20 protein-coding genes and 2 tRNA genes are annotated in these 26,418 nt (G+C 39.9%); 21 read left to right on the top strand and 1 reads right to left on the bottom strand.

Going from position 1 to position 26,418, the window contains the following annotated elements; translation table 11 throughout:
- Positions 1-38 precede the first annotated feature (38 nt).
- The 14 genes from tpiA (at position 39) to pnp (ending at position 13,694) form a co-directional block, all read left to right on the top strand.
- On the top strand, positions 39-833 hold the full coding sequence (gene tpiA, locus LK453_RS03360; RefSeq protein WP_201535577.1) for a triose-phosphate isomerase: 795 nt from the start codon (positions 39-41) through the stop codon (positions 831-833).
- A gap of 220 nt (positions 834-1,053) precedes the next feature.
- Positions 1,054-1,371 carry a preprotein translocase subunit SecG gene (secG, locus tag LK453_RS03355; protein ID WP_007394569.1) on the top strand — a complete coding sequence of 106 codons (318 nt, stop codon included), beginning with the start codon at positions 1,054-1,056 and terminating at the stop codon, positions 1,369-1,371.
- 290 nt (positions 1,372-1,661) lie between these two features.
- Positions 1,662-1,746, top strand: a tRNA-Leu gene (locus LK453_RS03350).
- Between the two features lie 180 nt (positions 1,747-1,926).
- Positions 1,927-2,003: transfer RNA gene (locus tag LK453_RS03345), tRNA-Met, on the top strand.
- A gap of 140 nt (positions 2,004-2,143) precedes the next feature.
- Entirely contained in the window at positions 2,144-2,644 is a 501-nt protein-coding gene (rimP, locus tag LK453_RS03340) for a ribosome maturation factor RimP (protein WP_007394568.1), read from the top strand.
- A gap of 232 nt (positions 2,645-2,876) precedes the next feature.
- Positions 2,877-4,364, top strand: a complete 1,488-nt coding sequence (gene nusA / locus LK453_RS03335; protein ID WP_007394567.1) for a transcription termination factor NusA — start codon at positions 2,877-2,879, stop codon at positions 4,362-4,364.
- Positions 4,365-4,381: 17 nt separating this feature from the next.
- Positions 4,382-7,099, top strand: a complete 2,718-nt coding sequence (infB, locus tag LK453_RS03330) for a translation initiation factor IF-2 (protein ID WP_007394566.1) — start codon at positions 4,382-4,384, stop codon at positions 7,097-7,099.
- A gap of 179 nt (positions 7,100-7,278) precedes the next feature.
- Positions 7,279-7,704, top strand: a complete 426-nt coding sequence (locus LK453_RS03325; RefSeq protein WP_201535592.1) for a ribosome-binding factor A — start codon at positions 7,279-7,281, stop codon at positions 7,702-7,704.
- 78 nt (positions 7,705-7,782) lie between these two features.
- Entirely contained in the window at positions 7,783-8,817 is a 1,035-nt protein-coding gene (truB, locus tag LK453_RS03320; protein ID WP_201535595.1) for a tRNA pseudouridine(55) synthase TruB, read from the top strand.
- A 786-nt stretch (positions 8,818-9,603) separates the two neighbouring features.
- Positions 9,604-10,134 (top strand): type 1 glutamine amidotransferase domain-containing protein, encoded by a 531-nt coding sequence (locus LK453_RS03315; protein ID WP_201535598.1) that lies wholly within the window; start codon positions 9,604-9,606, stop codon positions 10,132-10,134.
- Between the two features lie 85 nt (positions 10,135-10,219).
- Positions 10,220-10,384 (top strand): hypothetical protein, encoded by a 165-nt coding sequence (locus LK453_RS03310; RefSeq protein ID WP_007394562.1) that lies wholly within the window; start codon positions 10,220-10,222, stop codon positions 10,382-10,384.
- Positions 10,385-10,452: 68 nt separating this feature from the next.
- Entirely contained in the window at positions 10,453-10,605 is a 153-nt protein-coding gene (locus LK453_RS03305; protein ID WP_201535601.1) for a hypothetical protein, read from the top strand.
- Between the two features lie 238 nt (positions 10,606-10,843).
- Entirely contained in the window at positions 10,844-11,110 is a 267-nt protein-coding gene (gene rpsO, locus LK453_RS03300; protein WP_007394560.1) for a 30S ribosomal protein S15, read from the top strand.
- A 475-nt stretch (positions 11,111-11,585) separates the two neighbouring features.
- Complete coding sequence (gene pnp / locus LK453_RS03295) at positions 11,586-13,694, top strand: polyribonucleotide nucleotidyltransferase (RefSeq protein WP_201535617.1); 2,109 nt, start codon at positions 11,586-11,588, stop codon at positions 13,692-13,694.
- Positions 13,695-13,861: 167 nt separating this feature from the next.
- Here the strand turns inward: pnp and LK453_RS03290 are convergent, their stop codons facing one another.
- A complete protein-coding gene (locus LK453_RS03290) occupies positions 13,862-14,200 on the bottom strand; it encodes a hypothetical protein (RefSeq protein WP_201535620.1) in 339 nt (112 codons plus the stop codon).
- A 1,154-nt stretch (positions 14,201-15,354) separates the two neighbouring features.
- Here LK453_RS03290 and LK453_RS03285 point away from each other — a divergent pair.
- The 7 genes from LK453_RS03285 to LK453_RS03255 all read left to right on the top strand — a co-directional run bounded on the left by LK453_RS03285 (position 15,355) and on the right by LK453_RS03255 (position 26,077).
- A complete protein-coding gene (locus LK453_RS03285) occupies positions 15,355-15,561 on the top strand; it encodes a hypothetical protein (protein WP_201535623.1) in 207 nt (68 codons plus the stop codon).
- Positions 15,533-19,870 (top strand): two-partner secretion domain-containing protein, encoded by a 4,338-nt coding sequence (locus LK453_RS03280; protein ID WP_265578864.1) that lies wholly within the window; start codon positions 15,533-15,535, stop codon positions 19,868-19,870. Before LK453_RS03285 ends, LK453_RS03280 begins: the two co-directional genes overlap by 29 nt.
- Before the next feature lie 259 nt (positions 19,871-20,129).
- Positions 20,130-22,037 carry a ShlB/FhaC/HecB family hemolysin secretion/activation protein gene (locus LK453_RS03275; protein ID WP_201535629.1) on the top strand — a complete coding sequence of 636 codons (1,908 nt, stop codon included), beginning with the start codon at positions 20,130-20,132 and terminating at the stop codon, positions 22,035-22,037.
- A gap of 312 nt (positions 22,038-22,349) precedes the next feature.
- A complete protein-coding gene (locus LK453_RS03270) occupies positions 22,350-22,925 on the top strand; it encodes a TerD family protein (RefSeq protein ID WP_007394555.1) in 576 nt (191 codons plus the stop codon).
- Positions 22,926-23,182: 257 nt separating this feature from the next.
- The gene (locus LK453_RS03265; RefSeq protein WP_201535632.1) at positions 23,183-24,238 is read left to right on the top strand and encodes a DUF475 domain-containing protein; all 1,056 of its coding nucleotides are present in this window, start codon (positions 23,183-23,185) and stop codon (positions 24,236-24,238) included.
- A gap of 321 nt (positions 24,239-24,559) precedes the next feature.
- Positions 24,560-25,135, top strand: a complete 576-nt coding sequence (locus LK453_RS03260; RefSeq protein ID WP_201526367.1) for a TerD family protein — start codon at positions 24,560-24,562, stop codon at positions 25,133-25,135.
- Positions 25,136-25,324: 189 nt separating this feature from the next.
- A complete protein-coding gene (locus LK453_RS03255; protein WP_007394552.1) occupies positions 25,325-26,077 on the top strand; it encodes a TIGR00266 family protein in 753 nt (250 codons plus the stop codon).
- The last annotated feature ends 341 nt before the right edge of the window (positions 26,078-26,418 follow it).

Genomic DNA, 26,418 nt, shown 5'->3' with positions numbered 1-26,418 from the left:
TTGGTTGTACGTTGAATTTTTTTTATTGAGAGTGTGTTATGAAGTCTTGGGTTATCGGTAATTGGAAACTAAATCCTGCCTCGCTAAATGAAGTGCAGGCCTTAGTAGATGACTTGGTAGATGGGGTAAACACTCAAAGTAGTGCCTTAGAAGCCTGCCATATTATGGTCGCGCCTAGCTTATTGCATTTGGCTAAAGTGGACGCTACTCTGCGTTCAACCCGTATTAAGTTAGCCTGTCAGGATGTATCAGCGTTGTCTGCTACTTCTGGCGCTTATACGGGTGATGTTTCAGCAGAGCAGTTACAAGATTTAGGCGTTCAATGGGCCATTATTGGCCATTCTGAGCGTCGTCAGTACTTTAATGAACAAAACGCTATCTTATTAAAGAAGATGCTAAATTGTGCTTCTCAAGGTGTCGGCGTTATTTTGTGTATTGGTGAGTCTGAAGCTGATTTTGAAGCAGGAAGCACGACCCAAGTATTGGGTGAACAATTGACCGTTGTCGCTGATTTCCTGCAGCAGTTAGATGCTGTAGAGGCGGATGACTATATTGCCCATAAACTGATGATCGCTTATGAGCCTGTTTGGGCAATTGGTACTGGTAAAGTGCCAAGTGTTGAAGAAGTGACGACAGTTCATCAGTTTATCCGTGAGCGTTTGCAGTCTTTTAACAGCACGCTTGCTGCTACACCAATTATTTATGGCGGTAGTGTGAAGCCGGATAATGCTCAGGATTTTGCTGCCTCAGAACAGATTAATGGCGTACTTGTTGGCGGTGCTGCCTTAAAAGCAGACAGCTTTATTGACATTGCCAAAGCCTTTTCTAAATAAAGTAATCTTAATGCCGGTGCTAGAAATTTATTCAATTGCCTATATATAGTGTTTATAGCTTATAGTAAACGATTGTAGTAGGCGATTGATAATAGCAGGCGATTAATGACAGGCTTTCAAATATCAGTCGCTTAATAGTAGTACCCAAATTAGTATTAACCAAATTAGTAGTACCCAGATTTTTTCGTCTTTTAACTCTTAAGATTAAGTAAGGCAAAGCATGTTTAACGTTATCCTAGCCATTCATATTATTGTTGCTATTGCCATGATTGGGTTGATTTTAATTCAACACGGTAAAGGGGCTGATGCAGGGGCGTCTTTTGGCGCAGGGTCTTCAGGCACTGTATTTGGTGCAGCTGGTAGTGCCAACTTCTTAACGCGTACCACGGCAGTATTAGCAGTTATTTTCTTTACCACCAGCTTAACGTTGGCCGTTCATGCCCGTAAACAAGCAGATAGCCAGTATAAGTTAGATGTGCCTGCGTCTTCACAAGCACCAGTAACAGGAAACTCACCTGCGCCAACGTCTTCTAAGTAAAATAGTTAGTGATGACTTGAGTGTAAGTGATAAGTTAAATAAAGTACTGATACCTGGAATAATGTGCAGTAGCCGGTGTAGTAAACAACAAGATTAACGCCAGTCCTTATTGTTAGCATTTTTGAAATGGGTTGCACCCTATGTCAAAGACGAGTAGAATGTGCAACCTAATTTAGAATAAACACTCACTGTTTAAAGAGCTTAACCCGTCAATAGCGCTTCCTCAAGCTTAACTATGACAACTATCAGGGTAGCTCTTGTTCATAAAGACAGATAGTGAATTAGAGATTGCGATTGTGGTGGAATTGGTAGACACGCCATCTTGAGGGGGTGGTGGCGCAAGCTGTGAGGGTTCAAGTCCCTCCAATCGCACCAATATTATGGTCGGTTATGTTGACTATAAGGCTGTGACAATTAAGCAGCCAAAGAGTAAAGTAGTATAGGTAAGGCTATTACCTTGGTCGATTTGATAGGTGTTTGATAAAGTTTTAAATTAAATCAGTTTAATGCTTGACAACCCATTCGATTCTACATATAATAGTCAGCCTAGATTGATGCGGGGTGGAGCAGTCTGGTAGCTCGTCGGGCTCATAACCCGAAGGTCGTTGGTTCAAATCCAGCCCCCGCTACCATTTTTTATTTCAATCTTACTTTTTATTTAACCCACCATATTGTTTGTGGGTTTTTTTGTATCTGTTATTTTTAATATTGCCTAATAGTCATAATATGCATTTATAATAGATACTTCTATTTATGGACTAAAAAACAAGTCATGAAGTTATCTAATAAAGTCACTCAGTTAACCGACATTATTGCCCCAGCTGTGGCTGCTTGTGATGTAGCACTTTGGGGTGTGGAATTCTTACCGCAAGGTGGGCGTTCATTATTACGCATATATATTGAATCTTTGCCAGAAGACAAAGCCGCTGATAAGCAAGTCACTATCGAGAATTGTGCGGCGGTTACTCACCAAGTTAGCGGTGTGCTTGAAGTACATGATCCTATTGCGGGTGAATATGTGCTTGAAGTTTCCTCTCCAGGTCTTGATAGACCTTTCTTTGCCCCTGAGCAAATGACCGATTATGTGGGTCAAACCCTTAATTTACGCTTAATTCAAGCAGTAGGGGCAGGGAGTTCAAAACGTCGTAAAGTGACGGGTAAGCTTGAGCAATTAGGCGATAAACAATTGTCTATAGTCACACCCGAAGGCGAGCAATTCGATATTGCCCTTGATAATATTGATAAAGCAAATTTAATCTATCAAGATCTGTAATCTTGGCATATAAGTTGATCTAAAGCTTACTATTGTATTTAACTTGATTTGATACGGTCAATTACTGTTAACTGTTAACCCATCTTATATATTAATTTAGGCTGAGGTAATAGATAATAGTAAGCAACGTTTTTGAATGAACTTAAACCTCACAGCTTTTAGGCCTAAGATAAAAATAAATTTAATAATTATTTGCTACTTTAAATTATAAGTAGGCGAGGATAGGTGTGTAATGAGTCGAGAAATTTTAACGGTAGTAGAAACCGTCAGTAACGAAAAAGGCCTAAATCCAGAAGACATCTTCGAAGCAATTGAAGAGGCTTTGGTAGTTTCTACTAAAAAAAGAGTGTATACCGAACAGCCTGAAGTGGCTGTGCGTGTTGAAATTGACCGTGATACCGGCGATTATGATACGTACCGTTATTGGACAGTGGTTGCCGATGAAGACCATGAGATGCCTGCTTGTCAGTTAGCCATCAGTGATCTTGACGAAAATGAATGGTCAATTGGTGATATCAAAGAAGAACAAATCGAATCTATCGAATTTGGACGTATTGCAGCTACTCAGGCTAAGCAAGTTATCATTCAGAAGATTCGTGAAGCAGAGCGTGCTTTAACTGCCGATGCCTTTGAACCTAGAATTGGTGAGATGATGTATGGCGAAGTTAAAAAACAAACCCGTGATGGTTATATCATTGATTTAGGGGATAATGCTGAAGGCTACTTATCACGTGATCAAATGTTGCCACGTGAACAATTACGCGTAAAGTCTCGTATTAATGCTATCCTATATCATGTGAATCGTGACAATCGCGGCGCTCAATTATTGTTATCACGTACTAGCCCTGACATGCTAATTGCGTTGATGAATAAAGAAGTACCAGAAATTAGCGAACAAATCATTGAAATTCGTGATGTGGCCCGTCAGCCTGGTGTTCGTGCTAAAATATCTGTAAAGACCAATGATCATCGTATTGATCCCGTCGGCGCATGTATCGGTATGCGCGGTACACGTATTCAAGCCGTACAGTCTGAGCTTGATGGTGAACGTATCGATGTTATCGTATGGTCTGATGACCCAGCACAATACATCATCAGTGCTTTAGAGCCTGCAGATGTAAGCAGTATTATTCTAGATGAAGATGCCAAAACAGCAGACATTATCTTTACTGCGAATGATCAGTTAGCCCGCGCCATTGGTGCACAAGGTCAAAACGTACGTTTGGCCTCTGAGTTAACCGGCTATAAATTAAATATGATGCTTGAAGCAGAGTACCTAGAGCGTCAACAGAATGAAACAAAAGCTTATCTTGAGCTGTTCTATAATCGTCTAGAAGTAGATGAAGATTTGGCTCAAGCGTTAGTTGATGTGGGCTTTACCAGTATTGAAGAAGTGGCTTATGTGCCTGTTGAGACTTTCTATGACATCGAAGGTCTTGACGACGACGCAATTGAAATGATTCAAGAGCGTGCGAAAGAAGTAGTCATTGCTGATGAACTGGTTAAACAGCAAAATATGAAAGAGCCAAGCAAAGAGTTGCTCACAATGGACGGCATGACGACCGACTGGGCGTACAAGCTGGCTCAACGTGACATCATCACGTTAGATGATTTAGCAGAACAAGCAGTATTTGATCTTGAAGACATTGAAGGTCTTGATGAGAAAACTGCGGGTGAGCTGATCATGAAGGCACGTGAATCTTGGTTTAATGAAGAATAATAAATAGGTGACTATAAATGGCAGATAAGACCGTCAAAGAATTAGCAGACATGGTAAGCAAGACAGTCAGTGCAGTACAGAAGCAACTGACTGATGCTGGGCTGCCTGCTCGTGGCGAGGATGACCTGGTCACCGAGCTTGAGCAGGAACAGCTGGTAGCTTTCTTGAAGCAATCACACGGACAAAAAGAGAAGCGTCGTATTAGCCTTAAATCTAAAACGACCAGTACTGCTCGTGTGACTGGCTCTTCAGGCAAGTCAAAAAGCGTTAACGTTGAAGTTCGTAAGAAGAAAGTATTTGAAAAGCCAGATCCAAATAAACTGGCTGAAGAAATTGCTGCGCGTGAAAAAGCCGCTTTAGAAGCGAAGCAACGCGCTGAAGAAGAAGCTAAAAAACGCGAACAAGTCAAAAAAGAAGCAGAACAACGTCAAGCTGCTACTTTGGCCGCTATGCGTGCAAACTTAGGCGGTGGCAGTTCATCTAGTGACAAAAAAGATGAAGTGTCTACCGTTGTTGTGAAAAAAGGCAGTAAAGCTGCTGTTGAAGCAAAAGAAGCGCCTAAGAAGAAAACTGCACCTACGAAGCCAAAAGTAGAAACGGCAGCGGAGCGTAAAGCTCGTGAAGCCCGTGAAGTGGAAGAAGAGCGTCTGCGTCAAATCGAAGCTGAAACCCGACGTAAACAAGCGGAAGAAGCTCAGAAGAAAACGCTTGAGCAAATGCGCAAAATGGCAGGCAAATACAGCGATAAAGAGCCTGTGGCAGAAGTACGTAAAGATGAGCCTTTAGCTGAAGGCCTAGTGGGTGAAGCTTTAGAAGAGTCTTTTGAAAAAGAGCGTCGCGAAATTAAACGTGGTTCTTCAAGTACTGCCACTCGTGGCCGTCGCCGTAAAGGCCAAGAAGAGCGCGAAATTCGCAACCGTAAACATGGCTTAAAATCATCACAAGCCTCTCAGCATAAGTTTGAAAAACCAGTTGAGAAGATTGTTTATAACGTTGAAATTCCTGAGCAAATAGTAGTTTCTGACTTAGCTCAGCGTATGGCAGTTAAAGCCCGCGAAGTCACTAAATTACTCATGAAAATGGGTGAAATTGTTAGTGCTGAAGAACCTATTGATCAGGCCACAGCTAGCTTAATCGTTGAAGAAATGGGTCATAACCCAGTTCCAGTTAGCGATACTAAAGTTGAAGATGATTTACACGAAGCGGTAGAAGAGCGTAGCAGTAATGTGCAGACTCGTCCGCCAGTTGTCACTATTATGGGTCACGTTGACCATGGTAAAACCTCTTTACTTGATAAGATTCGTGAAACCAAAGTGGCTCCAGGTGAAGCAGGTGGTATTACGCAACATATTGGTGCTTACCATGTTGAGACTAACCGTGGCGTCATTACTTTCCTAGATACCCCAGGTCACGCAGCGTTTACGGCTATGCGTTCACGTGGTGCGCAAGCGACAGATATCGTGGTTCTAGTTGTGGCGGCTGATGATGGCATGATGCCTCAGACAGAAGAAGCGATTGACCATGCACGTGCTTCTGGTACACCAATCATTGTTGCTATCAACAAGATGGATAAGAGCACTGCTGATCCTGACCGTGTTCTAAACGAGTTAACCACTAAAGAAGTGGTAACTGAAGCTTGGGGCGGTGACGTACCTTTGGCTAAAATCTCTGCTAAAACTGGCGAAGGTATTGATGAGCTACTAGAGCTTATTAACTTACAAGCTGAGCTTATGGAGCTTGAAGCACCGACTGAAGGCGCTGCTCAGGGCGTAGTTATCGAGTCTCGTCTTGAAAAAGGTCGTGGTGCGGTAGCCAGTATCTTAGTTAAGAAAGGTACATTAAACCAAGGCGACCTAGTATTAGCGGGTGAGTTCTACGGTAAAGTTCGTGCGATGACTGACGAAACAGGCAAACGTGTTAAGTCAGCCGGTCCGTCAATCCCTGTCGAGATTTTGGGCTTACCGGATACACCAGCAGCAGGTAGCGAATTCTTAGTCGTTTCAGATGAGAAGAAAGCGCGTGAAGTGGCTGAGTTCCGTGCCAACCGTGAGCGTGAGCAGCAGCTTGAGCGTCAGAACAAGATGCGTCTTGAGAGTATGTTTGAGCAGATGGGTCAAGATGACTTGTCTTTCCTAAACATCATCTTGAAGACAGATGTACGTGGTACGCTAGAAGCCCTACTTGCCGCTCTGAATGAGCTGTCTACTGATGAAGTTAAAGTTAAAGTCATCAGCTCAGGTGTCGGTCCAATTGCGGAATCAGACGTAACACTTGCGGAATCGAGTGAAGCGGTATTACTAGGCTTCAACGTTCGTGCAGACAATGCGGCGAAACGTAAAGCGGACGAAGCAAATATCGACATTCGTTACTACAGCGTTATTTATGGTCTAATTGACGATGTTAAAGCCGCAATGAGTGGTATGCTGTCTCCTGAACATCGTGAGAAGATCTTGGGTATTGCTGAAGTACGTGATGTGTTCCGTTCAAGTAAGTTTGGTGCTGCAGCAGGTTGTATGGTGGTCGAAGGAACCATCTATCGCAACAAGTCTATCCGCGTATTACGTGATGACAAAGTGGTCTTTACCGGTCAACTACAATCGTTACGTCGTTATAAAGATGACGTGAATGAAGTAAGAGCAGGTATGGAATGTGGTCTTGCGGTTCGCGGCTATGATGTTGAAGTCGGCGATAAGATTGAAGTATTTGAAATCCAAGAGATTCAACGTACTATCTAGTTATTTAAAATAGTAGTCAAAGACCTATCAGGTCATCCTGTTAGGTCTTTTTTTTTAATCATTTTTTATCAAATTTATTATGGGTTATCATGAGTGAGAGTCATTTAACGCTATTGCCTTGAGCATTGCGCAGTGTGACCTTAAGACTCCTGCCATAACGCCATCGAAAGGACACCACCATGAACCAACGTTTACAGCGCTTAGGTGATCAAATTCAACGTGAACTTGCTGTACTAATTCGTGATGAAATTAATGATCCCCGTCTAACCGGTTTTGTCACCATTTCTAGTGTCAAAGTGAGCTCTGATTTGGGCTACGCTGATATCTATGTGACGGTGATGGAGCCTGAACTTAATGATGCAATGAGCAAGCATAGCCACGAAGAGAGCTTGCAGGTGCTTAACAAAGCAGCCGGATTTTTACGTACTGAATTAAGTCACAGCCTTAAAACCCGTACTACGCCACGTTTAAGATTCCATTATGATGAAGTGACGGCACAAGGTAACTATATGATGGACCTTATCAATAAAGCCGTTACTAAGACTGAGCAAACAGAAACCAGTAGTGACGTAGAGGCTGATAACGATAACGACGCCTCACTTTAATGGTTTTAAATTAACTTTTAACACTGTTTTGGTTTAAGCCATTATTTTGTTTAGCATCAAGTGAATAAGTAGATTTTAATGACCTTAGATAAAGTACCTAATACAGCTCAGTCTCCTAATAAAGTAACTCAGGCTCCAAAAAGTAGAGTATCAGGGGTCATTTTAATTGATAAGCCGAAGGGACTGACTTCACAGCAGGTGGTGTCTAAGGTCAAGTATCTACTTAAGTCACCTGTACATGACAGCAAAAAGGCCGGTCATACGGGTACTCTTGACCCGATGGCAACCGGTTTACTGCCTGTATGTTTGGGGGAAGCCACCAAGTTTAGTCATTATCAACTTGATGCAGACAAGTCCTATCAGGCGACGATAAAGCTAGGCATTCAAACAGATACTGGCGATGCAGAAGGGAAGGTTGTGGCTGAAAAGCCAGTTCCTAAACTTTTATTATCAGAGTTAGAGCAGGTCACTGCTAAGTTTTTGGGTGATATCCTACAAGTTCCGCCCATGTACTCAGCACTTAAGAAAGACGGCAAAAAACTATATGAGTATGCCCGTGAAGGTATCGAGATTGAACGTCCTGCCCGTCCTATTACTATCAAAAATCTGTCTCTGGCGTTAACAGAGGTAGCGGATGAGCTATTGCTGACAGTCACTTGTTCTAAAGGTACTTATGTCCGAGTATTGGCAGAAGATATCGCCCAAGCATTAGGAACATTAGGGCATCTAACAGCTCTGCGCCGTATCCAAGTGGGTCATTTCGATATTGAACAGGCTTTAACCCTAGATCAGTTAGAAAGTATGACTCATGAACAACGTCTGCAGCAATTACAAGATATCGACGCTTGTATCAATGATGTGGCGACACTAGCGGTAACAGAAGCTCAGTGTGAACGGTTACATATGGGACAACGTCTCAATGTCTATGAGCAACTTGATGATACCTTGATACAGTATTTAAAAGAGTCGCTTACGAAGGATGATGGACAAGATTTAGGTGATGACCGACTTAGCTGTGATATTAAGCTAGTTACCGCTGAAGGATCGTTTTTAGGATTGGGTGAACTCGAGCTTAATGGTCGTTTGCAGCCAAAGAAGATGATTCAGCGTTGAGAAAGTTTATAGGCGTTTAATGAGTATTAAATTAATCTCTATATATTTAATTAACGAGCTATTTGTTTTTTGGCCTGTCTAAAAAAACTCTTTGTTAAAAGTAATATGTTTTGGAAATCTAATAATTCATAACTTATTCAAAAGTTCACTAAACCCATATCCTATTGAATGATATGGGTTTTTTTATGTCTTTAATTTAATAGACACAAACGCCTCTTAATTTACTTAGTACCAACACATTTCACAAATGCACACATTTACTTGCAACCTGTATCTTTTACAAGATAAGACAAGCTTGTAATCTAGATAGTGAAGCTAAGGAATGCATTATGAACTATAAAAATATATTAATAATTTGAAAAAATAAAAAACTATTAAAAAAATAAAAATTAGGTCCCTTGGGTATTTGAATAATTAAAAATAATTAATAACTAGAAAAATATAAAAAGCTTAACCTTAATCTTAAGAATAAAAAGAAAACCAATAACAAAAACGGGTTAAGTAATATAAAAATGAAGTCTGTTTGTTGTTTTTAAAGTAAATAAAAATCAAATATAAAAATAATAAATTAGAATTAGAAAATGAAAGTCAATGATATTGGCGGGATGCTTACTTAGTCTTGATAATGAATCTAAATTAAAATTACTGAGATTGTTTGATAATTCTAAAAATAATAAAGGACATAAGGCAATAATTAAAAATAATGAGACTATAAATTAAAACTTACCAAACAAATTAAGTCGTATTACTTTTACCCCATCTATATAGATAACGGAGAGTTTGACAATGAGTAATAAAATTGCATTTTTACTAAATTCGCATTTTGAACAAGCAGAATATGCCGAAGTGGACCGCTTACTAAAAGAAAAAGGTCATGAAACGGTACTTATTACTACTAATGATAAAAAAGAAGTTCAAGCCATGGAAGGGGACGTTGATAAAGCAGACACCTTTACCGCTGACTTATTTTTAAGTGAGGCCAATGCAGAAGATTACGCTGCTGTGGTTTTGCCAGGTGGTACCGTAAATGCTGATACCATTCGTATTGATAAGGCAGCACAAGATTTTGTGAAAAGCTTTTATGACAACAATAAAACAGTCGCTGCTATTTGTCATGCCCCTTGGTTGTTAATTAACAGTGGTTTGGCTAAAGGCAAAACGCTAACTGCCTATCATTCTTTACAGACAGATCTTGAAAATGCAGGGGCTACCTTTGTTGATAAACAAGTACAACAAGATGGCAATATCATTACTTCTCGAAATCCAGACGATATTGAAGCTTTTGCCACCGCTATTGATAAAGCGGTAAGCCAATAGGTTTTATTGAATTAATGGCTTTTTTTAAAAGGCATTAAATAAACTATTAACAAGCAATCTAATACTAATTTAATAAGGAAATACTATGACACAGTCTAATGAAAATAAATTTACTCAACAACAACCAGATGCAGAAATTGCTGGCTTAAAAAACCAAGTTGAAGGTAACTTAGGTAATAATAAAGATAAAGAACAAGATAAAGCAGCGGAAGGTATCGCTGAAAATCTCGAGCAAAGTCAGTCTAAATAAGGCAAATTGTCCTATATCTATATATAACGAACAGTACATATAGAACAACTGCATAAAGGAAAATACTTATGAGTAACTCGAATCAAGCACCAGAAAGTGATGAAATCGAAAAATCATTGGAGAATATCCAAGAGCCCGATAGTTTAGCAGAGGCGACTACAGCAGATTTAGATGAAGATGACTTAGCTGGGAATGCTACCGAAGATAAAGCTTCAAAATAAACTCACTGACTAGCTAGCTCTTCTTCTCTATTTATGTCTTAGATTACCCACTTATCTTATTTGACCTAAATTTCAATTGGATTATGTTGGGAATGATTTAAAAAAACTACTCACTCGTGAGTAGTTTTTTGTTATAATAATAGGCTTACTTAGTCATTTTTTTAGGTCATCTCTAGTAATGCAGGGATGTCCCCAATAAAATTGACTTTATATTATCAATGCATTGCAGGAGAAAGTTATGCTAACTAATACCGATCGTCAACAAATTATTGCTCAATATCAGCGCGCTCCTGGCGACACTGGTTCACCTGAAGTACAAATCGCACTATTAAGTGCTCGTATTAATGACCTACAAGGTCACTTCAAAGAGCATAAAGGTGATCACCATAGCCGTCGTGGTTTAATCCGTATGGTTAACCAACGTCGCAAGTTACTTGACTACTTAAAAGGTAAAGATCTTGCTCGCTATGCGTCACTAATCAGCGAATTAGGTCTGCGTCGTTAATTTTAACTTTTTTATTCAATTTGGGTTTCTATTATTAGCTATCTGAATTGAGGTTTAAAGTTAAATTAAAACGCTCATGCCTTAAAGAACAAAAAACGGTGTGAATATTTCACGCCGTTTTTTGTATCTAAGTTTTTATCCAAATCTGGGAATATCCTTGTAAGCCAAATCTGTCAGAATTGTTAAATGACTTTTATTGGTCAAGTATGGCAAATCCCTGTAAAATAAGAAGCGGTCTATGTGAGAATAATGGGCTTCTAACGTTTGATTTGTTTATGATGAGTGCTGCAAACTGTCCATAATCATGACATTGTTAGCCATAGCATCAGTATCGATAGCTATAATATTAAAAGTTATCGTAATGAGTTGATGAAGTTTAAGTCAATCGTTAAGCAGTCAAACGTTAGAGGCTAAAGTAAGTCTCAATAGATGCGTTACCCCTTATATTGCTAATCTATAAAAATAGGAAAAATTAATGTCAATGTTCAATACCATTTCTCGAGAATTTCAATACGGCAATCAGCAAGTTATTATTGAAACCGGTCGTATCGCTAGACAAGCTAACTCAGTGCTTGTGCACATGGGCGGCGTTTCTGTGTTGGTTGCTGTGGTTGTAAAAAGTGAGGCTAAAGAAGGCCAAAACTTTTTTCCACTAACCGTTAACTACCAAGAAAAAATGTATGCAGCGGGTAAAATTCCAGGCGCTTATGGCAAGCGTGAAGGCCGTCCTACAGAATTTGAAACCCTAACTTCTCGCCTAATCGACCGTCCGATCCGTCCTTTATTCCCTGAAGGCTATGTGAACGAAATCCAAATCACTGCCACTGTGGTATCAAGTGATAAGAAGCATTATGCAGATATCGCCGCAATGATTGGTGCGTCAGCAGCTTTGGCTATTTCAGATGCCCCATTTAATGGTCCTGTTGGCGGAGCTCGTGTAGGTTTCATTAATGGTGAATACGTATTAAACCCATCAATTGAAGAGCTTAAAAACAGCGATTTAGATTTGGTGGTTGCTGGTACTAAGTCTGCTGTATTAATGGTTGAATCTGAAGCCGCTGAGCTTTCTGAAGATCAGATGTTAGGTGCGGTGCTATATGGCCATGAACAACAGCAAATTGTTATCGATAATATTGTTGAATTGGCCAAAGCAGTTGGTACTGAAAAACAACAGTTTGTTGCGCCTGAATTGAATGCTGAGTTAAAAGAAAAAGTAACCACTCAATTTGGTAGCCAAGTAGCTGACGCTTATTCAATTAGTGATAAACAAGCGCGTTATGAGAAATTAGATGAAATTAAAGCCGCTGCTATTGAAGCATTGGCAGGCGATCCTGAATCAGAAGAGTTTTCGGAAAAAGAAGGTCAAATCAAAGAGATTTACAACGATCTTAAATACCGTACCGTTCGTGATGCCATTCTTTCAGGCAAGCCACGTATCGATGGCCGCGATTTAGACACAGTACGTGCTCTAGATATTCAAGTAGGCGTATTACCTTACACGCATGGTTCTGCCTTATTTACCCGTGGTGAAACTCAAGCATTGGTTACCACGACTTTAGGTAACTCACGTGACGTGAACCTAATTGACTCGTTGGCAGGCACTATCCAAGATCATTTCATGCTGCATTATAACTTCCCGCACTTCTCAGTAGGTGAGACAGGCCGTGAAGGTGTGCCTAAGCGTCGTGAAATCGGTCATGGTCGTTTAGCCCGTCGTGGTGTTCAAGCCATGCTTCCAGATAGTGACCGCTTCCCATATGTAATCCGTGTGGTATCAGAAATTACTGAATCAAATGGCTCTTCTTCAATGGCTTCAGTATGTGGCGCCAGTCTTGCGCTAATGGACGCTGGTGTGCCAATGAAAGCGCCAGTGGCAGGTATTGCCATGGGTCTGGTTAAAGAAGGCGATCGTTTTGCTGTATTGTCAGATATCTTAGGTGACGAAGATCACTTAGGCGATATGGACTTTAAAGTAGCCGGTACAAAAGATGGTATCACTGCATTACAAATGGATATCAAAATTGAAGGTATCACTGCTGACATTATGGAAAAAGCGCTTGAGCAAGCTCATGCGGGTCGTATCCATATTCTAAATGCAATGAACGAAGTATTGCCAAGCAGCCGTACTGAGATTAATGCTCATGCGCCTAACTATGCGGTAATCGAAATCAACTCTGATAAGATTCGTGATGTTATTGGTAAAGGCGGCGCGACTATCCGTCAGCTAACCGAAGACACTGGTGCGGTTATCGATATCGATGACAATGGTACTATCCGTATCTTTGGTGAAAATAAAGCCGCTACTAAAGAAGCCATTCGTCAGATTGAAGCCATTACTGCGGAAGTAGAAGTGGGTAAAGTGTATAAAGGTACAGTAGCACGCGTGGTGGATTTTGGTGCCTTCGTCACTGTATTACCAGGTACTGATGGTCTGGTACATATCTCACAAATCTCTGATGAGCGTGTAGAAAACGTATCTGACTATCTAAGTGAAGGTCAGGAAATCAATGTGTTGGTACAAGACGTTGATAACCGTGGCCGTATTAAGCTAACCATGAAAGGCGTTGAGCAAGAGCAAGCTTAATTTGTCATCGTACTTAATCAAGTAAAAGCCAGTAGCTTTAATAAAATAAAAAAAAGCCACCTCAATGAGGGGGCTTTTTTTATGGGGCTGATATAAGGATAGAAAATAAATTTATTTGTAGCTATATATCAATTAGACAGTTAATTCGCATTTTACAAAAGCGCGCTTTAACGTCTTAATCGTTTCCATAGTTTTTTTAATTTATTAGAAGAGGTATTGATGACAGAACTTTTACGACGTAATATGTCTATCGCCTGGTTAAAGCAATTTATTTCACTATTGGTTTTTGAAGATGAGTTTTTAAATTCAGAGAATGAAGCTATTAGTCTATCAAAGTTATAATTAATTCCTTCTTGGCTCTTATGACAGGTTAAGCACTTATATAAGCGACCTTCGATAGTAGCAGGTGGAGCTAGACCTCCACAGTGACATTGCATCGAGTGTCTTTCTAATATCGTAACGATGCTGTCAACTGATCTCATGCCTTTATCAGAAACATTTTCCATACTCTAATCCTGTCCCCTGTTGTTTTGTTATTAATTTTATATTTCTATAGTACTAAACAACTAATATAGAGAATAGTATATACCTATTACACTTATCATATAGACTTTTTAAAAAATATGTTAAATAGAGTTGATTAAATGTGTTTACTAGTCATAATTTGGTATAAATAAAAAAAGCCACCTCATTGAGGTGGCTTTTTTTATGGGGCTAGTATAAAGATAGAAAACAAAATTATTTGTAGCTACATATCAATTAGACAATTAATTCCTATTTTGGAAAAGCGCGCTTTAATGTTTTATTCGTTTCCACAATTTTTTTAATTTACTAGAAGAGGTATTGATAACGGGACTTTTGACACGTAATGTTTCTATCGCTTGGTTAAAGCAGTCTATTTCATTACTGGGTTTGGACGATGAGTTCTTAAACTGGGAAAGGCTAGGTATTAATCTATTAAAATTATAACTAATTCCTTCTTGGCTTTCATGACAGGTCAGGCACTTATATGAGTGACCCTCAATAGCAGCAGGCGGGGCTAAACCACCACAATGACACTGCATTGAGTGCCTCTCTAATATCGTAACGAGGCTGTCAATCGACTTCGTGTCTTTATCGGAAACGTTTTCCATACTTTGATCCTGTGACATATGTTCTTATAGTTAATTTTATACAGCCACCCTGCTAAAGAAATCATTCCATAAATTATTATATATACATTAAACAAATCTAATGTAAAACAAAGTAAGTCTAATATTTTAAACAGCGATACATTTTATCTAAAACTTTTATTAGATTATAAGAGCCACTTTTAGGACTCTAAAAGCGATTTTTTTATTTATATATCTAAAATATTAAAAGTTGGTATATCTTTTGCTCAACTTAATGAGAATAAAGGATTAAATTGAGATGAGGCTGACGGTCAAGCAATCATTATTAATGATATGAACAGTAAGTGTAACCAAAATGTAATCTGTAATAGGAATGTCATATTTATTTGATTATATAGATATGGCCTTGATTTTATTGAAAATTTAAAAATAATTTCAAAGGTCGGAAACTCCTATGGCAAGGGTTTCCATTGCGCATTCCCCTCGTTAGTTTGGGCAAACTAATGAATTGGGTTAAGTAAATCAGTTTTATTAAATAGGGCGCGATTATGAATACTAAAAAAGGTTTTAAACTTTCTTCTCAGGGTCGAATTGCAAGTGCAGTTAGTCTAGCTTTGATACTGCCAATGCTAAGTGTCGCTGCACTGGCTGATAATATTAGACCAGTAGGGCAAACTAGTGTGAGTAAAGTGGGCGACGTGGATGTGGTTAATATTGCCAATCCAAATGCCAAAGGCCAAAGGCCTTTCTCATAACCAATATAAAGATTTTAACGTTAGTAAATCAGGGGCAGTCTTAAATAACTCACTGCAATCAGGACAATCCCAGCTTGCCGGTCAACTTGATGCCAACAGTAATTTGAAAGGCACGGCATCGATTATTCTGAATGAAGTAGTCAGTAAGAATCCTTCATTATTGTTAGGGCAACAAGAAGTATTTGGGATGGCCGCTGACTATGTGCTAGCTAACCCAAATGGCATCACGGGTAAAGATATAGGCTTTATCAATACCAATCGTGCGTCTTTGGTAGTGGGTACCCCTACGATAGCAGAAGACCGTTTGGCAGGTTTTAGCGTCGGCGATCGCACTAGTAAAACACTTGCTTTAAGTGGTGACATAAATGGCAATCAGCGTTTGGATCTACTCGCTCCTAAGGTTGATATCAATGGCAATATTAAGGCTTCTGAAGCCATTAATGTTATTTCTGGTCGTAATAATATTGACTATGACACACTTGATGTCAGCAGCCATGAAAGATCACAGCCGCATGTGACTTTAGATGGTCAAATCTTAGGAAGTATGAACTCTGGCCGTATTCGCCTGCACAATACTGATACGGATGCCACCCAAACTTTACAAGGTCAATTCAATGCTGCTCAAGACTTTGATGCTGCTGCAGATACCCTAAAAGTTTCGGATAGCCAAATTTCAGCTAATAATGTCTCACTTGCTGGTAACAAACAACTTTCTATTGGCGGGGAGGTACAAACCGCTCGCATAGATTTAGACAAAAACCAACAGAAGCTTGAAGACAATGTAACGTTAACTAACTCAGGCTATAAAGAGGTTGAAAGTTTTAAAGGGTCCTCTATTACAGGTGAGAATATTGCACTTAGCGGTAACAATGTGGTCGTTAAAGGCAGTAAAATTGATGGCACTAATATCGATGCGACAGGTAGTAATATTGATATTGGTGGTGTAACAACTACCCACACTGATAGTGCAACGGCGCGTAATACTAAAGGTCTGTGGTTTAATGAAAATGAAACTCTTGATAAGAGTCAGCAATATCATCAATCGCAGCTTAACGCTGCAGAGGGTATTAATGTTAACTCAGCAGGAGACCTTAAACTTGCTGGAACAACCATTAAAGGGTCAAATGTCGCCTTAACTTCTGGTAATGATTTGGTCGCTACCAATGAACATACTGAAGATTCACATAGCGCTATTAATCGTTATGCTCGTGAAACTGCCGATTTAAAAACAGGCTCACATGACATTACACAAGCCACTCAAAAGGGATATCAGACTGATATTTCCGGCAATAGCGTAAGCTTAACGAGCGGTGGGGAGCAGCGTTTAGAAGGGGTTCAATTAACTGCTGATACAGCTACACTAAATAGCGCTAAAGATTTGACAGTAGCCGGTAGTACTACCACCAATCGTCAAACAAATGAGGAAGACTATAAGTACTGGGGCGGTATTGGCGGTGGTGAGACCCATATTGATAATAAAGGTCAAACAACGCAGGTTGGCAGTCAAATTAATGCCAAAGACGCGACTATAAATGCTGAGGGCAATATCAAGGTTACCGCAAGTGGCATTAAAGCTAGCGATAAGTTACAGGCGCGTGCGGTAGGCGATGTCAATATCAGTAATGGTTTTTCGACTGAGCAAGATTATAAAGAAGATCGTCATGGTACGGCCTTTAATATCACAGATAAGAAGCTTGCTATCGATCGTTTAGCACAGAACACTGTGGCCAGTGATTTGTCTGCTAAAGAGGTGACATTAACTGGTGAGAATATTGCAATATCTGGTAGTGATGTGGCAGCAATGGGTGTGCTTGATACCAATGCTAATAAAGCCTTAACAACCAATGCCGCCAATCCAACCGATATTACCAAAACTGAAACTTATGATATTACGGCTGAAAATGATTCCAGCTCGAACATAGACTTCAAGAATGGTATAAAAGGGTTATTAGATCCACAATTAACTAAAGATTTAACCTTTGAAGCATCAGGTTCTCTAAAAGGGGACAAGACACTTACCACTACAGGAACAGGTGGCTCACGTAGTAGCGCTTTATCTGCTAATACCGCTAACTTAAAAGCACAAGACGTTAGTATCAACGGTACCAATATTAAAGCGGCTAACAATGTGGCCATTGAAGGCAATCAAGTGTCTACGGGTGCCAATGAGGCATTAACGGCTGTTAATAGTAAAGTGTATAAAAGTACTGGTCCTGAAGCTTATATAAAAGGTGGAGCGACTGGGATTGAAGTTGGCGTTAGTATTGGGCATGACCAGATCATCGGTGAGCATAATGAATACCAAGCGGTTAACTCTACTGTTAATGCCGGTAACAATGCATCGTTAAAGGCAGCTGAGACATTAACCAATAAAGGCACACAAATTAATGCTGCTACCGTAAATTTAAGTGGACAAGATATCATTAACGATGCTTCTTACGACCGAGTGGTTGATCGTAAAGTAGTCGCTGGTGGTGACGCTGCTTTAAATGTCTTTGCAGGTGTCAATCCTATCATTGGTGGTGGTATTAGCCTATCTGGCGATGGTGTAGGTGAAACTACTGAAGTTAAAACAGCGCATACCACAGGTATTGTGGCAGATGATGCCGTGAGTATTACAGCACTTAACACGGCCGTTGATTCTGGCACTCAAATTAAAGCCGGTAAAATCAATATCAGCGCTGATGACTATAAAGGTGACTCAGCATATGACTCAACAGTGACCACCAGACACAGTGGTCATGGCGATGTAAGCGTTAATGCTGACACCAACGACTTTACCAGTGTAAACGTTAAGGCCGGCGGTAAAGGTACTTATCAATATTTGCAAAAAGGCAATGCCAAAGCGGTTAAAGGTAGCTTAACTGCAGATACTGTGAACATTAACGCTGATACTCGCGCTGCTGCTGCTCAAGATGTTACTGCAAAACAATACAATGTTACGGCAGGCGAGGAAGCTCGTATTGCTCAAGATAGTGATAAACAGTGGACTACCGCTGGTGGTGCTAAATTAGGCGGTTCAGTAGGCTTAACCGTTATTCCGGCAGCAGTGTCAACTGGGGCAGGCGTTCTACCAAGTTTTTCAGCTCAAGCAGGATTTAACTACTTAGGCGAAGAAGACACTCAAGCCAAGGCAGCTAACGTTAATGTGACTAACTTAACGACTACAGGTGGACAGTTGGCGCAAGTTGATGGTGCTACTATTAACGCTGACACTGTGGTAATTAAAGGTAATCGCGCCAATATCGCTGCGGCACAAGATAATCATCGTGCTGTAGGTGTAGCAATGAGTGGTAATGGAGCCTTTGCTCCAGATCTATCAGAGTTGGGTTTCGGTGGCGATTTAGGTGTGGTTAATGAAACCAGCAATAAAGCGCATGGGGCTACTATTAGTACAAAGGACTTAACTGTAGCCGCTAATGAAGCAGGTAATGCTCTGAGTGTAGATGGGGCGAACATTACAGCCAATAGTATTGAATTATCTAATGCCAACGCTAAAGGTGATGTCAATATTATCGCTGCTGAGTCAAAAGATTACGTGGGGAATTTCGGTATCGGCGGAAATCTTGGTGGTGCTGTGAAACAGAGTGCTAATTCTCAAAGTTTTGAAAGTGACACGTTAGGTTCGCATTTAAACGTGAAAACGGACAATAGCAAATACTATGGTCTAGGCACTATAAAAGCAGATAACATAAACATTAGTACCGGCAACGATATTAACTTACAATCTAATATTGATGCAGAGTCATTAACCACAACATCTGGAAATGGACTTGCTTTAAGTTCTGCTCAAGATGAAGTCGTTAAAGTCAATGTTGATACGGGGTTGAACGTTGATGGGTCTCCTATTAAATTTGTTAATGACATAACGGCAGGTAATGTTATTGATGCCCTCAAAAACGATTTTAATAATGGTACTATCCTTGGCGTAAGTGTTGCTGGTAAAGCGGGATTTGATGTTGATAATCAAAAAATTACCCACCAAGCCAATGTTAATGCCGAGACATTAAACACAACTGTTGGTAGCGGTAATATCAATGTTAATGCTGCTAAAGTAAGTGCGACAGGATCTAACCTCAATGGGGCGTCAGTAATTAGCAATAATAATGACGACTTTGTGCACCAAGTAGGGGCTTCAGTAGATGGTAAAACATTTAGTGTCCCTAAGTTTGTTGGCACCATTCCTGGTCTAGTCACAGACGCATTACAAGGTAAGCCGGTTGATCTTGGCATTCCAGTTCATGCGGATGTAAACTACAAATGGGATGACACTGATGCAAACAACACCAAAGCCAATGTACAGTTATAACGGGCGCGCATTTTTAGTAAGCAATAATTTTTAAGTACGGATCTGTAAGCATCGCTAATTTATAACTGCTTATAATTTAACGATATACTAGATTATTGCTTTAAATTGTAGGTCAACAGGAACCCACACCTACCTAGGTGTGGGTTTTTCTATTTTTCTTAGACCGTGATGAATGATTATGTTATTTATATATAGAATAAAAAACGCCAGATCTATTGGCCTATCCAAATCCATTGGCCTGTATATTACTAAGCAAATTATGCAGGATAATGAGAGCCGTTATCGCTTTAGTCGGACAATGATAAGCACCACAATAGGATTAAGTTTAAGTAGTTTGAGCATCTTAATCGCTCCCATCGCCAATGCGGCTGACTTACCTGATCAACAAGCATCACAGCCAACACCAACATGGAAGAACACTATAGAGCAGCAACAGGCTTGGCAAGACTCCCTCAAAAAGCAACGTATTGACTCATTACGACAGTCGCAATCGTTGGAGCCCACCCCCGATACAACAGTCATTCAACCAGAATCAACTTTAGATTCTAAGCGAAGCGCCTGTTTGCCAATACAGCGTATTGAGCTGGGAGCAATGCCAGAATTAAGCAAAGCGGCACAGACTAAGCTACGCCAACACGCTGAGCAAATATCGGCAATATCACCACTTACCGAATCCACCGCCGCCATTGATCAGGCTCAATGTATCTCGGTAACCGCTGCCAATGACTTAATTAGAGCTATTACAGCGGCTTATTTGGAAGCAGGGTTTTTTAAAATCTCCATTGACCCTGTTCAAACTGGGCAAGGGACGTCGCTTTGGCAAGTTTATGTGGCAAAAATTACCAACATTGATAATCAGACTGATTTACCCACCTCTCGCTTATTTGGAAAGTTAGTAAATAAGCCTGCGAATATGGCAATACTTGATCAAGCGGTAAGTAACGGTGAACGGGTCATAGATGGGCCGTTACTGCTCGATATCTTCCCCGTGGGTAAAGACGTTCGTATCCAAGTGACTCAGCAACAGCAGTCAGGAAAAATAAACAGCGATATAGAGTGGCGCTACGATCCAGATGATAGCTATGGTCATAATCAAATAAAGCTGCACAGCACTTTACGTAATGTCTTTGGCCAGGCTGACTTAACCTCACTGACGATACAACAAAGTTTGACAGACCATTATGGCTATGATGAGGACAATCAGCGCCGTAGTGCCAGCATTTATACGCTAATCCCTAATGGCCGTTGGCAGTGGTCAGCCTTGTTAGCTGCAGATGAATATACCCGCAGTACAAAATTGCTTAATTCAATGTTAGAACAGACGGGTGATAGTTGGCAGGCCAATTTACGTGGTGACTATACTTTTGATCGAGATCAAGACAGTATCTCCACAATATATGGACAGTTGGCTCACCAAGATGTCACCAGTGAAGTACTCGGTAGTCAATTAGATATTCAAAGTCCGACTCTAAGTAGTGCTCGTATTGGTGCCACTCATACTAAGTTATTTAATAAACGTTCAAAAAGTGACCCGAGAAAATTTACAACAGGAGCCTGGGTAGTCGATTTGAGTGCGGAGCAGGGGATTGGCAATCATGATAATCCGGCCACTAAGCAGGGGTTGAGTGATGACTATTTGCGTTGGTTATTATCAGGGTATTTGAGTCACCAGCATCCTATCATTGCCTCAGGCGAGAACAAAGGCTATTGGCAAATGACTCATGAGCTCCAAGGACAATATAGCAACGACCAGCTATATGGTATTTCTCAGCAATCCTTGGGGTCCACTTATTCTGGGGTCCGTGGTATCGATAAGGTTTACAGTGCTGCAGAATCTGGAGCCTCCTTACGTAATACGTTGAGTTATGAGCCTATGCAGTCCAATTGGTTAACCTTAGGCAACCAAAAGATACGTTGGTCGCCTTATATCGGAGCAGATTACGGGATAGTAAAAGCATCTGAAACCGATCTTAAAGATGATACCAGTGAAGCTATGAGTGCTACTTTAGGACTCAATTTTATAGGATATGATGTTAAAGGTACGGCACTTGATAGACGTTGGTTATTTGATATCAGCGCTAGTAAAGCGGATGTCGATTATGCCGATAAACGCTTTGACGGTACGCAAGATACTGAATTCTCTGCTGCTTTACAGTTGTTCTTTTAATGCTTAAATAAAAGGTTATCGGCACAATTTATACAAAAAAAGGGACAGCTTATAGCAGGTTCCTTTTTAATCAGTTTATCCGCTAAATTCTATGAATTGGACATGAGTGGGGTCGCACTTGAGTATCAAAAACGACAACCAAAACCATGACTAAAGGGGATGCATAGTCTTTTTATATTTTCTTTATATAATTGGTAGCTTTACTTTGAGTTCAATGGCAATCTATGGTAAAAGAGTCAGAGCTTGTCTAAAATAAATTAAAGCTTAAATAATAAGCTAATTTCACAATCATTTAAAATTAGGAATAATATCATGGCTTTATCATTAAGTAAGGGCGGTAACTTATCGCTAACTAAGACGGACCCAAACCTTAATAAACTTTTGATTGGCTTAGGCTGGGATGAACGAGCAACATCTGGTACAGACTTTGACTTGGATGCTAGTGTATTCTTAGTGAATAGCATGGGTAAAGTTCGAGGTGATCACGATTTTATTTTTTATAATCAACTAAAGTCCGACAATGGTGCTGTTGAGCATACCGGCGACAACCGTACTGGTGAAGGCGATGGTGATGATGAAGTCATTAAAGTGAATTTATCTCAATTGCCTGCTGATGTTGATAAAGTAGTGGTAACAGTGACGATTCATGATGCTCAGCAGCGCAATCAAAACTTTGGTCAAGTTGCCAATGCCTTTATACGCGTGGTAAATGAAGAAACTGGGGTTGAAGTGGTCAGATTTGATTTGGCAGAAGATTACTCAGTTGAAACTGCTATGGTATTTGGCGAAGTGTATCGTCACAATAGCGAGTGGAAATTCCGAGCAGTGGGTCAAGGTTATTCGGGCGGCCTACAGGCAATGTGCCATCAGTATGGTGTTCAAATCTAGTTTCTTTTTATAAAAACAACAAGTTATAAAAGACAATAAGTTATAAAAGATAGCAGGTTATAAAAGATAACAAGGGCTTTTAATCCTCTGGTTATCAATACAAATATAATATAGGTACGACAATGAAAAAGTGGTTACTATTAACCACTTTTTTTATTAATCACTTTTTTAATTGATATTACTTAAGAAAACTTTGGATTTTCGGCATTCTTAATGTGCTTATGCCAGTTAGACTAAGTATGTCAATAAGGTACGTAATGAGACATTTTTATTTCGATTTTGTTTTTACAGCCATTGCTTTAATGGTTGCCGCATGGTGGGGTTATTCGTTAAATGGAATGACTGGCCTAATCAGTGCGCTGTCTATCACTGCAATTTTAGCAGTCATGGAGATATCTTTATCTTTTGATAACGCCGTGGTTAATGCCTCAGTATTAAAACACTGGGATAAGTTTTGGAAAATGATATTCCTGACCGTTGGTATCTTGATCGCCGTGTTTGGTATGCGATTGATTTTCCCCATTGTTATTGTGGCAGTTACTGCCGATATGGGTATGAGAGAGGTTATTGATTTGGCCTTAAATAACCCGACTGAATACTCTGCTAAGTTAATGGCTCATCATGCTGAAATTTCAGCCTTTGGTGGTATGTTCTTATTATTGGTCTTTTTGAACTTCCTGTTTGACGATAAAGAAGTGCATTGGTTTAGCTGGTTAGAACGCCGTCTTGCTAAATTTGGCGAAGTAGATGCTATGAGTGTGTTTGTGGCATTGGCTATTTTAATGCTGTCATTAACTTGGGTAAATGAAGCACAAACTTCGGCTGTGTTAATGGCAGGCGTGTGGGGAATTATTGTTTATCTAGGTGTACAAGTTGTGTCCGGATTGCTAGAAGGAGACCTAGAAGAAGCAGAAGAATCGCTCGAGAAGTCTGGTGGGGCAGCAGTCGGTAGCGCAGTTATGAAAGGCGGTATAGCGGGATTCTTATATCTTGAAGTACTTGATGCCTCTTTTAGTTTCGATGGGGTTATTGGTGCTTTTGCCATTACCAATGATGTTATTATCATTATGCTTGGTCTTGCTATCGGTGCGATGTTTGTTCGTTCTATGACCATTTATTTAGTAGACAAAGGTACGTTAGACGAGTTTATTTATCTTGAACACGGCGCGCACTATGCGATTGGTGCTTTGGCTATAATCATGCTACTGTCTATGAAGTTCCATGTGCCTGAACTGGTGACAGGGCTAATAGGTATTGCCTTTATCGGTTTAGCAATCTTAGGGTCTTTGAAATATCGTAAAGACCATGCATAGAAACAAAGAAGGGAAATATTAGCGTTATTTATCGCTAACATTAACCAACTAATCAACAACCAATACCCTAAGTTTATGGCTCAAAACAGCCTTGCTTATTTACTATTGGATTAGTATAGTTAACGTGGGTTTCGGCTCACGTTTTTTTATTTTTAGAACAACGTAACGCTGAAAGTAAGCATCTTATTAATTTTGTATTGACGCTTCAATAGGTAAATACAAACCATTAATTTAACAATAAAAAGATAAGAAATTTGTTTAATCTAATCATTTAACCTGGTTATTAAACTTAACTATTTAACTTAAAAAGGAATAAAAGTCATGGCTATTAGCTTAACAAAAGGTGGTAATGTAAATTTGTCTAAAGAAGCCCCTGGTCTTACTCAGATGACCATCGGTCTTGGTTGGGAGCCTCGTGCAACAGATGGACAAGATTTCGATTTAGATGCCATTGCTTTTTTACTGAATGACGCAGGCAAAGTCCGCAATGATCAAGATTTCATATTTTTTAACAACTTAAAATCATCAGACGGTTCTGTAGAGCATACAGGTGATAACCGTACTGGTGAAGGTGACGGTGATGATGAGGCTATCAAAGTTAACCTAGCCAACGTACCAAGTGATGTGACTAAAATTGCGGTATGTGCGATTATTTATGAAGGTCAAGCCCGTAACCAGAACTTTGGACAAGTTGCAGATGCTTTCATTCGCGTGGTGAATGACAATGGCAATACTGAAATTGCTCGTTATGACTTGTCAGAAGACAGCAGCACTGAAACAGCCATGATATTTGGCGAAATTTATCGCCACAATGGCGAGTGGAAATTCCGTGCCGTTGGTCAAGGCTTTAGCGGTGGATTAGGTCCATTAGCTGCGTCTTATGGCGTTGCTGTTTAGTATTTCATAGTTCTTTGAGTTACTTGATTTAGTTAGTTACTCATAACTTCTCGTCTTTATTTATGCCAATAAACCAACTTTAAAGTATTTAAGGTTGGTTTTAACCGCATAGATCTGTCTGTTTATTTGGATTCACTTCTTTCTTTTTTTCTTGCCACTTACATACAGCTTTTCTGAGGAATTTTAGCCATGGCGGCGACATTTAGCTTAATCGGTACTATCGAGCCTTTTTTACATTGTAATTTAAAACAGGGTGATTCTATCTATTGTGAAGCCAATGCCATGGTTATGATGGAGCAGAATTTAGAGCTTAAGGGAAAGCTGCAAGGGGGCATCATGCAGTCTTTAGCCCGTCGCTTTGCCAGTGATGAGTCATTATTTCAACAAGAAATTATCGCGACAAATGGTGAGGGTGATTGCCTTCTTGCGCCTACCCTTGATGGCGATATGCAGATTATTGAGGTAGGTGATAAACAGTATAATCTTAGTGATGGTGCTTTTGTTGCTGCTCAAAAAAGTGTTGAAGTCAAAGCTGAAATACAGCGTAATCTTGGCGGCGCAGTATTTGGTGACACTGGTGGTTTCATCATTATGAAGACTCAAGGTGTAGGCCAACTAGTGGTATCGGGTTTTGGGTCATTATTTGAGATCGACGTAGAGCCAGGCAATGATGTCGTGATTGATAATGGGCATGTGGTTTGCTGGGATTCAAGTCTAGATTACAAACTGTCTTTGTCTACTAGTAAGAAAAAAGGATTTATGAGTAATATCATAAACTCGGTGACCAGTGGCGAGGGGATGGTATTGAACTTCTCTGGTCAAGGTAAGGTTATTATCTGTTCTCGAAACCGTGCCAACTACCAAGGGTGGATTCAAAGTATTTTAGGCACTAATTCTGGCGGTCGCGGTGGCGGCGGTGGTTTTTTAGATAACATTCTTTAATAGTTGGCTTTAACAGTGAGAGAGCTTTAGTAGTTGGCTTTAGCAATGAGTTTGTAACGCCTACAATCTGATGTATAGACGCCAATCTATAACATTTGCTCTATGGAATAGGCCACTTGGTAAATTCAAAACGGCTGCTAAAGACCTTAAGGTCACGAATGGCTTGCAGCTAACTCAAGCCTTTAAGCAAGTAGCAAGTAGAGTTCGAAGCTTTTTGTTAAATACTAAATAATTTTAATATCAATTATTATAATATTAAGCATTTTAGTACTAGTCATTTAATTACTAAACATTTTAATAGCGATTTATTCTAATATCTCGTTATATTTTAATAACTTATA

It is taken from the genome of Psychrobacter sanguinis, assembly GCF_020736705.1.
Taxonomy (GTDB): Bacteria; Pseudomonadota; Gammaproteobacteria; order Pseudomonadales; family Moraxellaceae; genus Psychrobacter; species Psychrobacter sanguinis.
The sequence above is the reverse complement of the archived record's forward strand: the minus strand, read 5'-3'. Positions and strand labels throughout refer to the sequence as shown.

Bases quoted from the DNA above. Each gene is read 5' to 3' on its own strand.
- tpiA (WP_201535577.1), top strand. From the start codon at position 39: ATGAAGTCTTGGGTTATCGGTAATTGGAAACTAAATCCTGCCTCGCTA.
- secG (WP_007394569.1), top strand. From the start codon at position 1,054: ATGTTTAACGTTATCCTAGCCATTCATATTATTGTTGCTATTGCCATG.
- rimP (WP_007394568.1), top strand. From the start codon at position 2,144: ATGAAGTTATCTAATAAAGTCACTCAGTTAACCGACATTATTGCCCCA.
- nusA (WP_007394567.1), top strand. From the start codon at position 2,877: ATGAGTCGAGAAATTTTAACGGTAGTAGAAACCGTCAGTAACGAAAAA.
- infB (WP_007394566.1), top strand. From the start codon at position 4,382: ATGGCAGATAAGACCGTCAAAGAATTAGCAGACATGGTAAGCAAGACA.
- LK453_RS03325 (WP_201535592.1), top strand. From the start codon at position 7,279: ATGAACCAACGTTTACAGCGCTTAGGTGATCAAATTCAACGTGAACTT.
- truB (WP_201535595.1), top strand. From the start codon at position 7,783: ATGACCTTAGATAAAGTACCTAATACAGCTCAGTCTCCTAATAAAGTA.
- LK453_RS03315 (WP_201535598.1), top strand. From the start codon at position 9,604: ATGAGTAATAAAATTGCATTTTTACTAAATTCGCATTTTGAACAAGCA.
- LK453_RS03310 (WP_007394562.1), top strand. From the start codon at position 10,220: ATGACACAGTCTAATGAAAATAAATTTACTCAACAACAACCAGATGCA.
- LK453_RS03305 (WP_201535601.1), top strand. From the start codon at position 10,453: ATGAGTAACTCGAATCAAGCACCAGAAAGTGATGAAATCGAAAAATCA.
- rpsO (WP_007394560.1), top strand. From the start codon at position 10,844: ATGCTAACTAATACCGATCGTCAACAAATTATTGCTCAATATCAGCGC.
- pnp (WP_201535617.1), top strand. From the start codon at position 11,586: ATGTCAATGTTCAATACCATTTCTCGAGAATTTCAATACGGCAATCAG.
- LK453_RS03290 (WP_201535620.1), bottom strand. From the start codon at position 14,200: ATGGAAAATGTTTCTGATAAAGGCATGAGATCAGTTGACAGCATCGTT.
- LK453_RS03285 (WP_201535623.1), top strand. From the start codon at position 15,355: ATGAATACTAAAAAAGGTTTTAAACTTTCTTCTCAGGGTCGAATTGCA.
- LK453_RS03280 (WP_265578864.1), top strand. From the start codon at position 15,533: ATGCCAAAGGCCAAAGGCCTTTCTCATAACCAATATAAAGATTTTAAC.
- LK453_RS03275 (WP_201535629.1), top strand. From the start codon at position 20,130: ATGCAGGATAATGAGAGCCGTTATCGCTTTAGTCGGACAATGATAAGC.
- LK453_RS03270 (WP_007394555.1), top strand. From the start codon at position 22,350: ATGGCTTTATCATTAAGTAAGGGCGGTAACTTATCGCTAACTAAGACG.
- LK453_RS03265 (WP_201535632.1), top strand. From the start codon at position 23,183: ATGAGACATTTTTATTTCGATTTTGTTTTTACAGCCATTGCTTTAATG.
- LK453_RS03260 (WP_201526367.1), top strand. From the start codon at position 24,560: ATGGCTATTAGCTTAACAAAAGGTGGTAATGTAAATTTGTCTAAAGAA.
- LK453_RS03255 (WP_007394552.1), top strand. From the start codon at position 25,325: ATGGCGGCGACATTTAGCTTAATCGGTACTATCGAGCCTTTTTTACAT.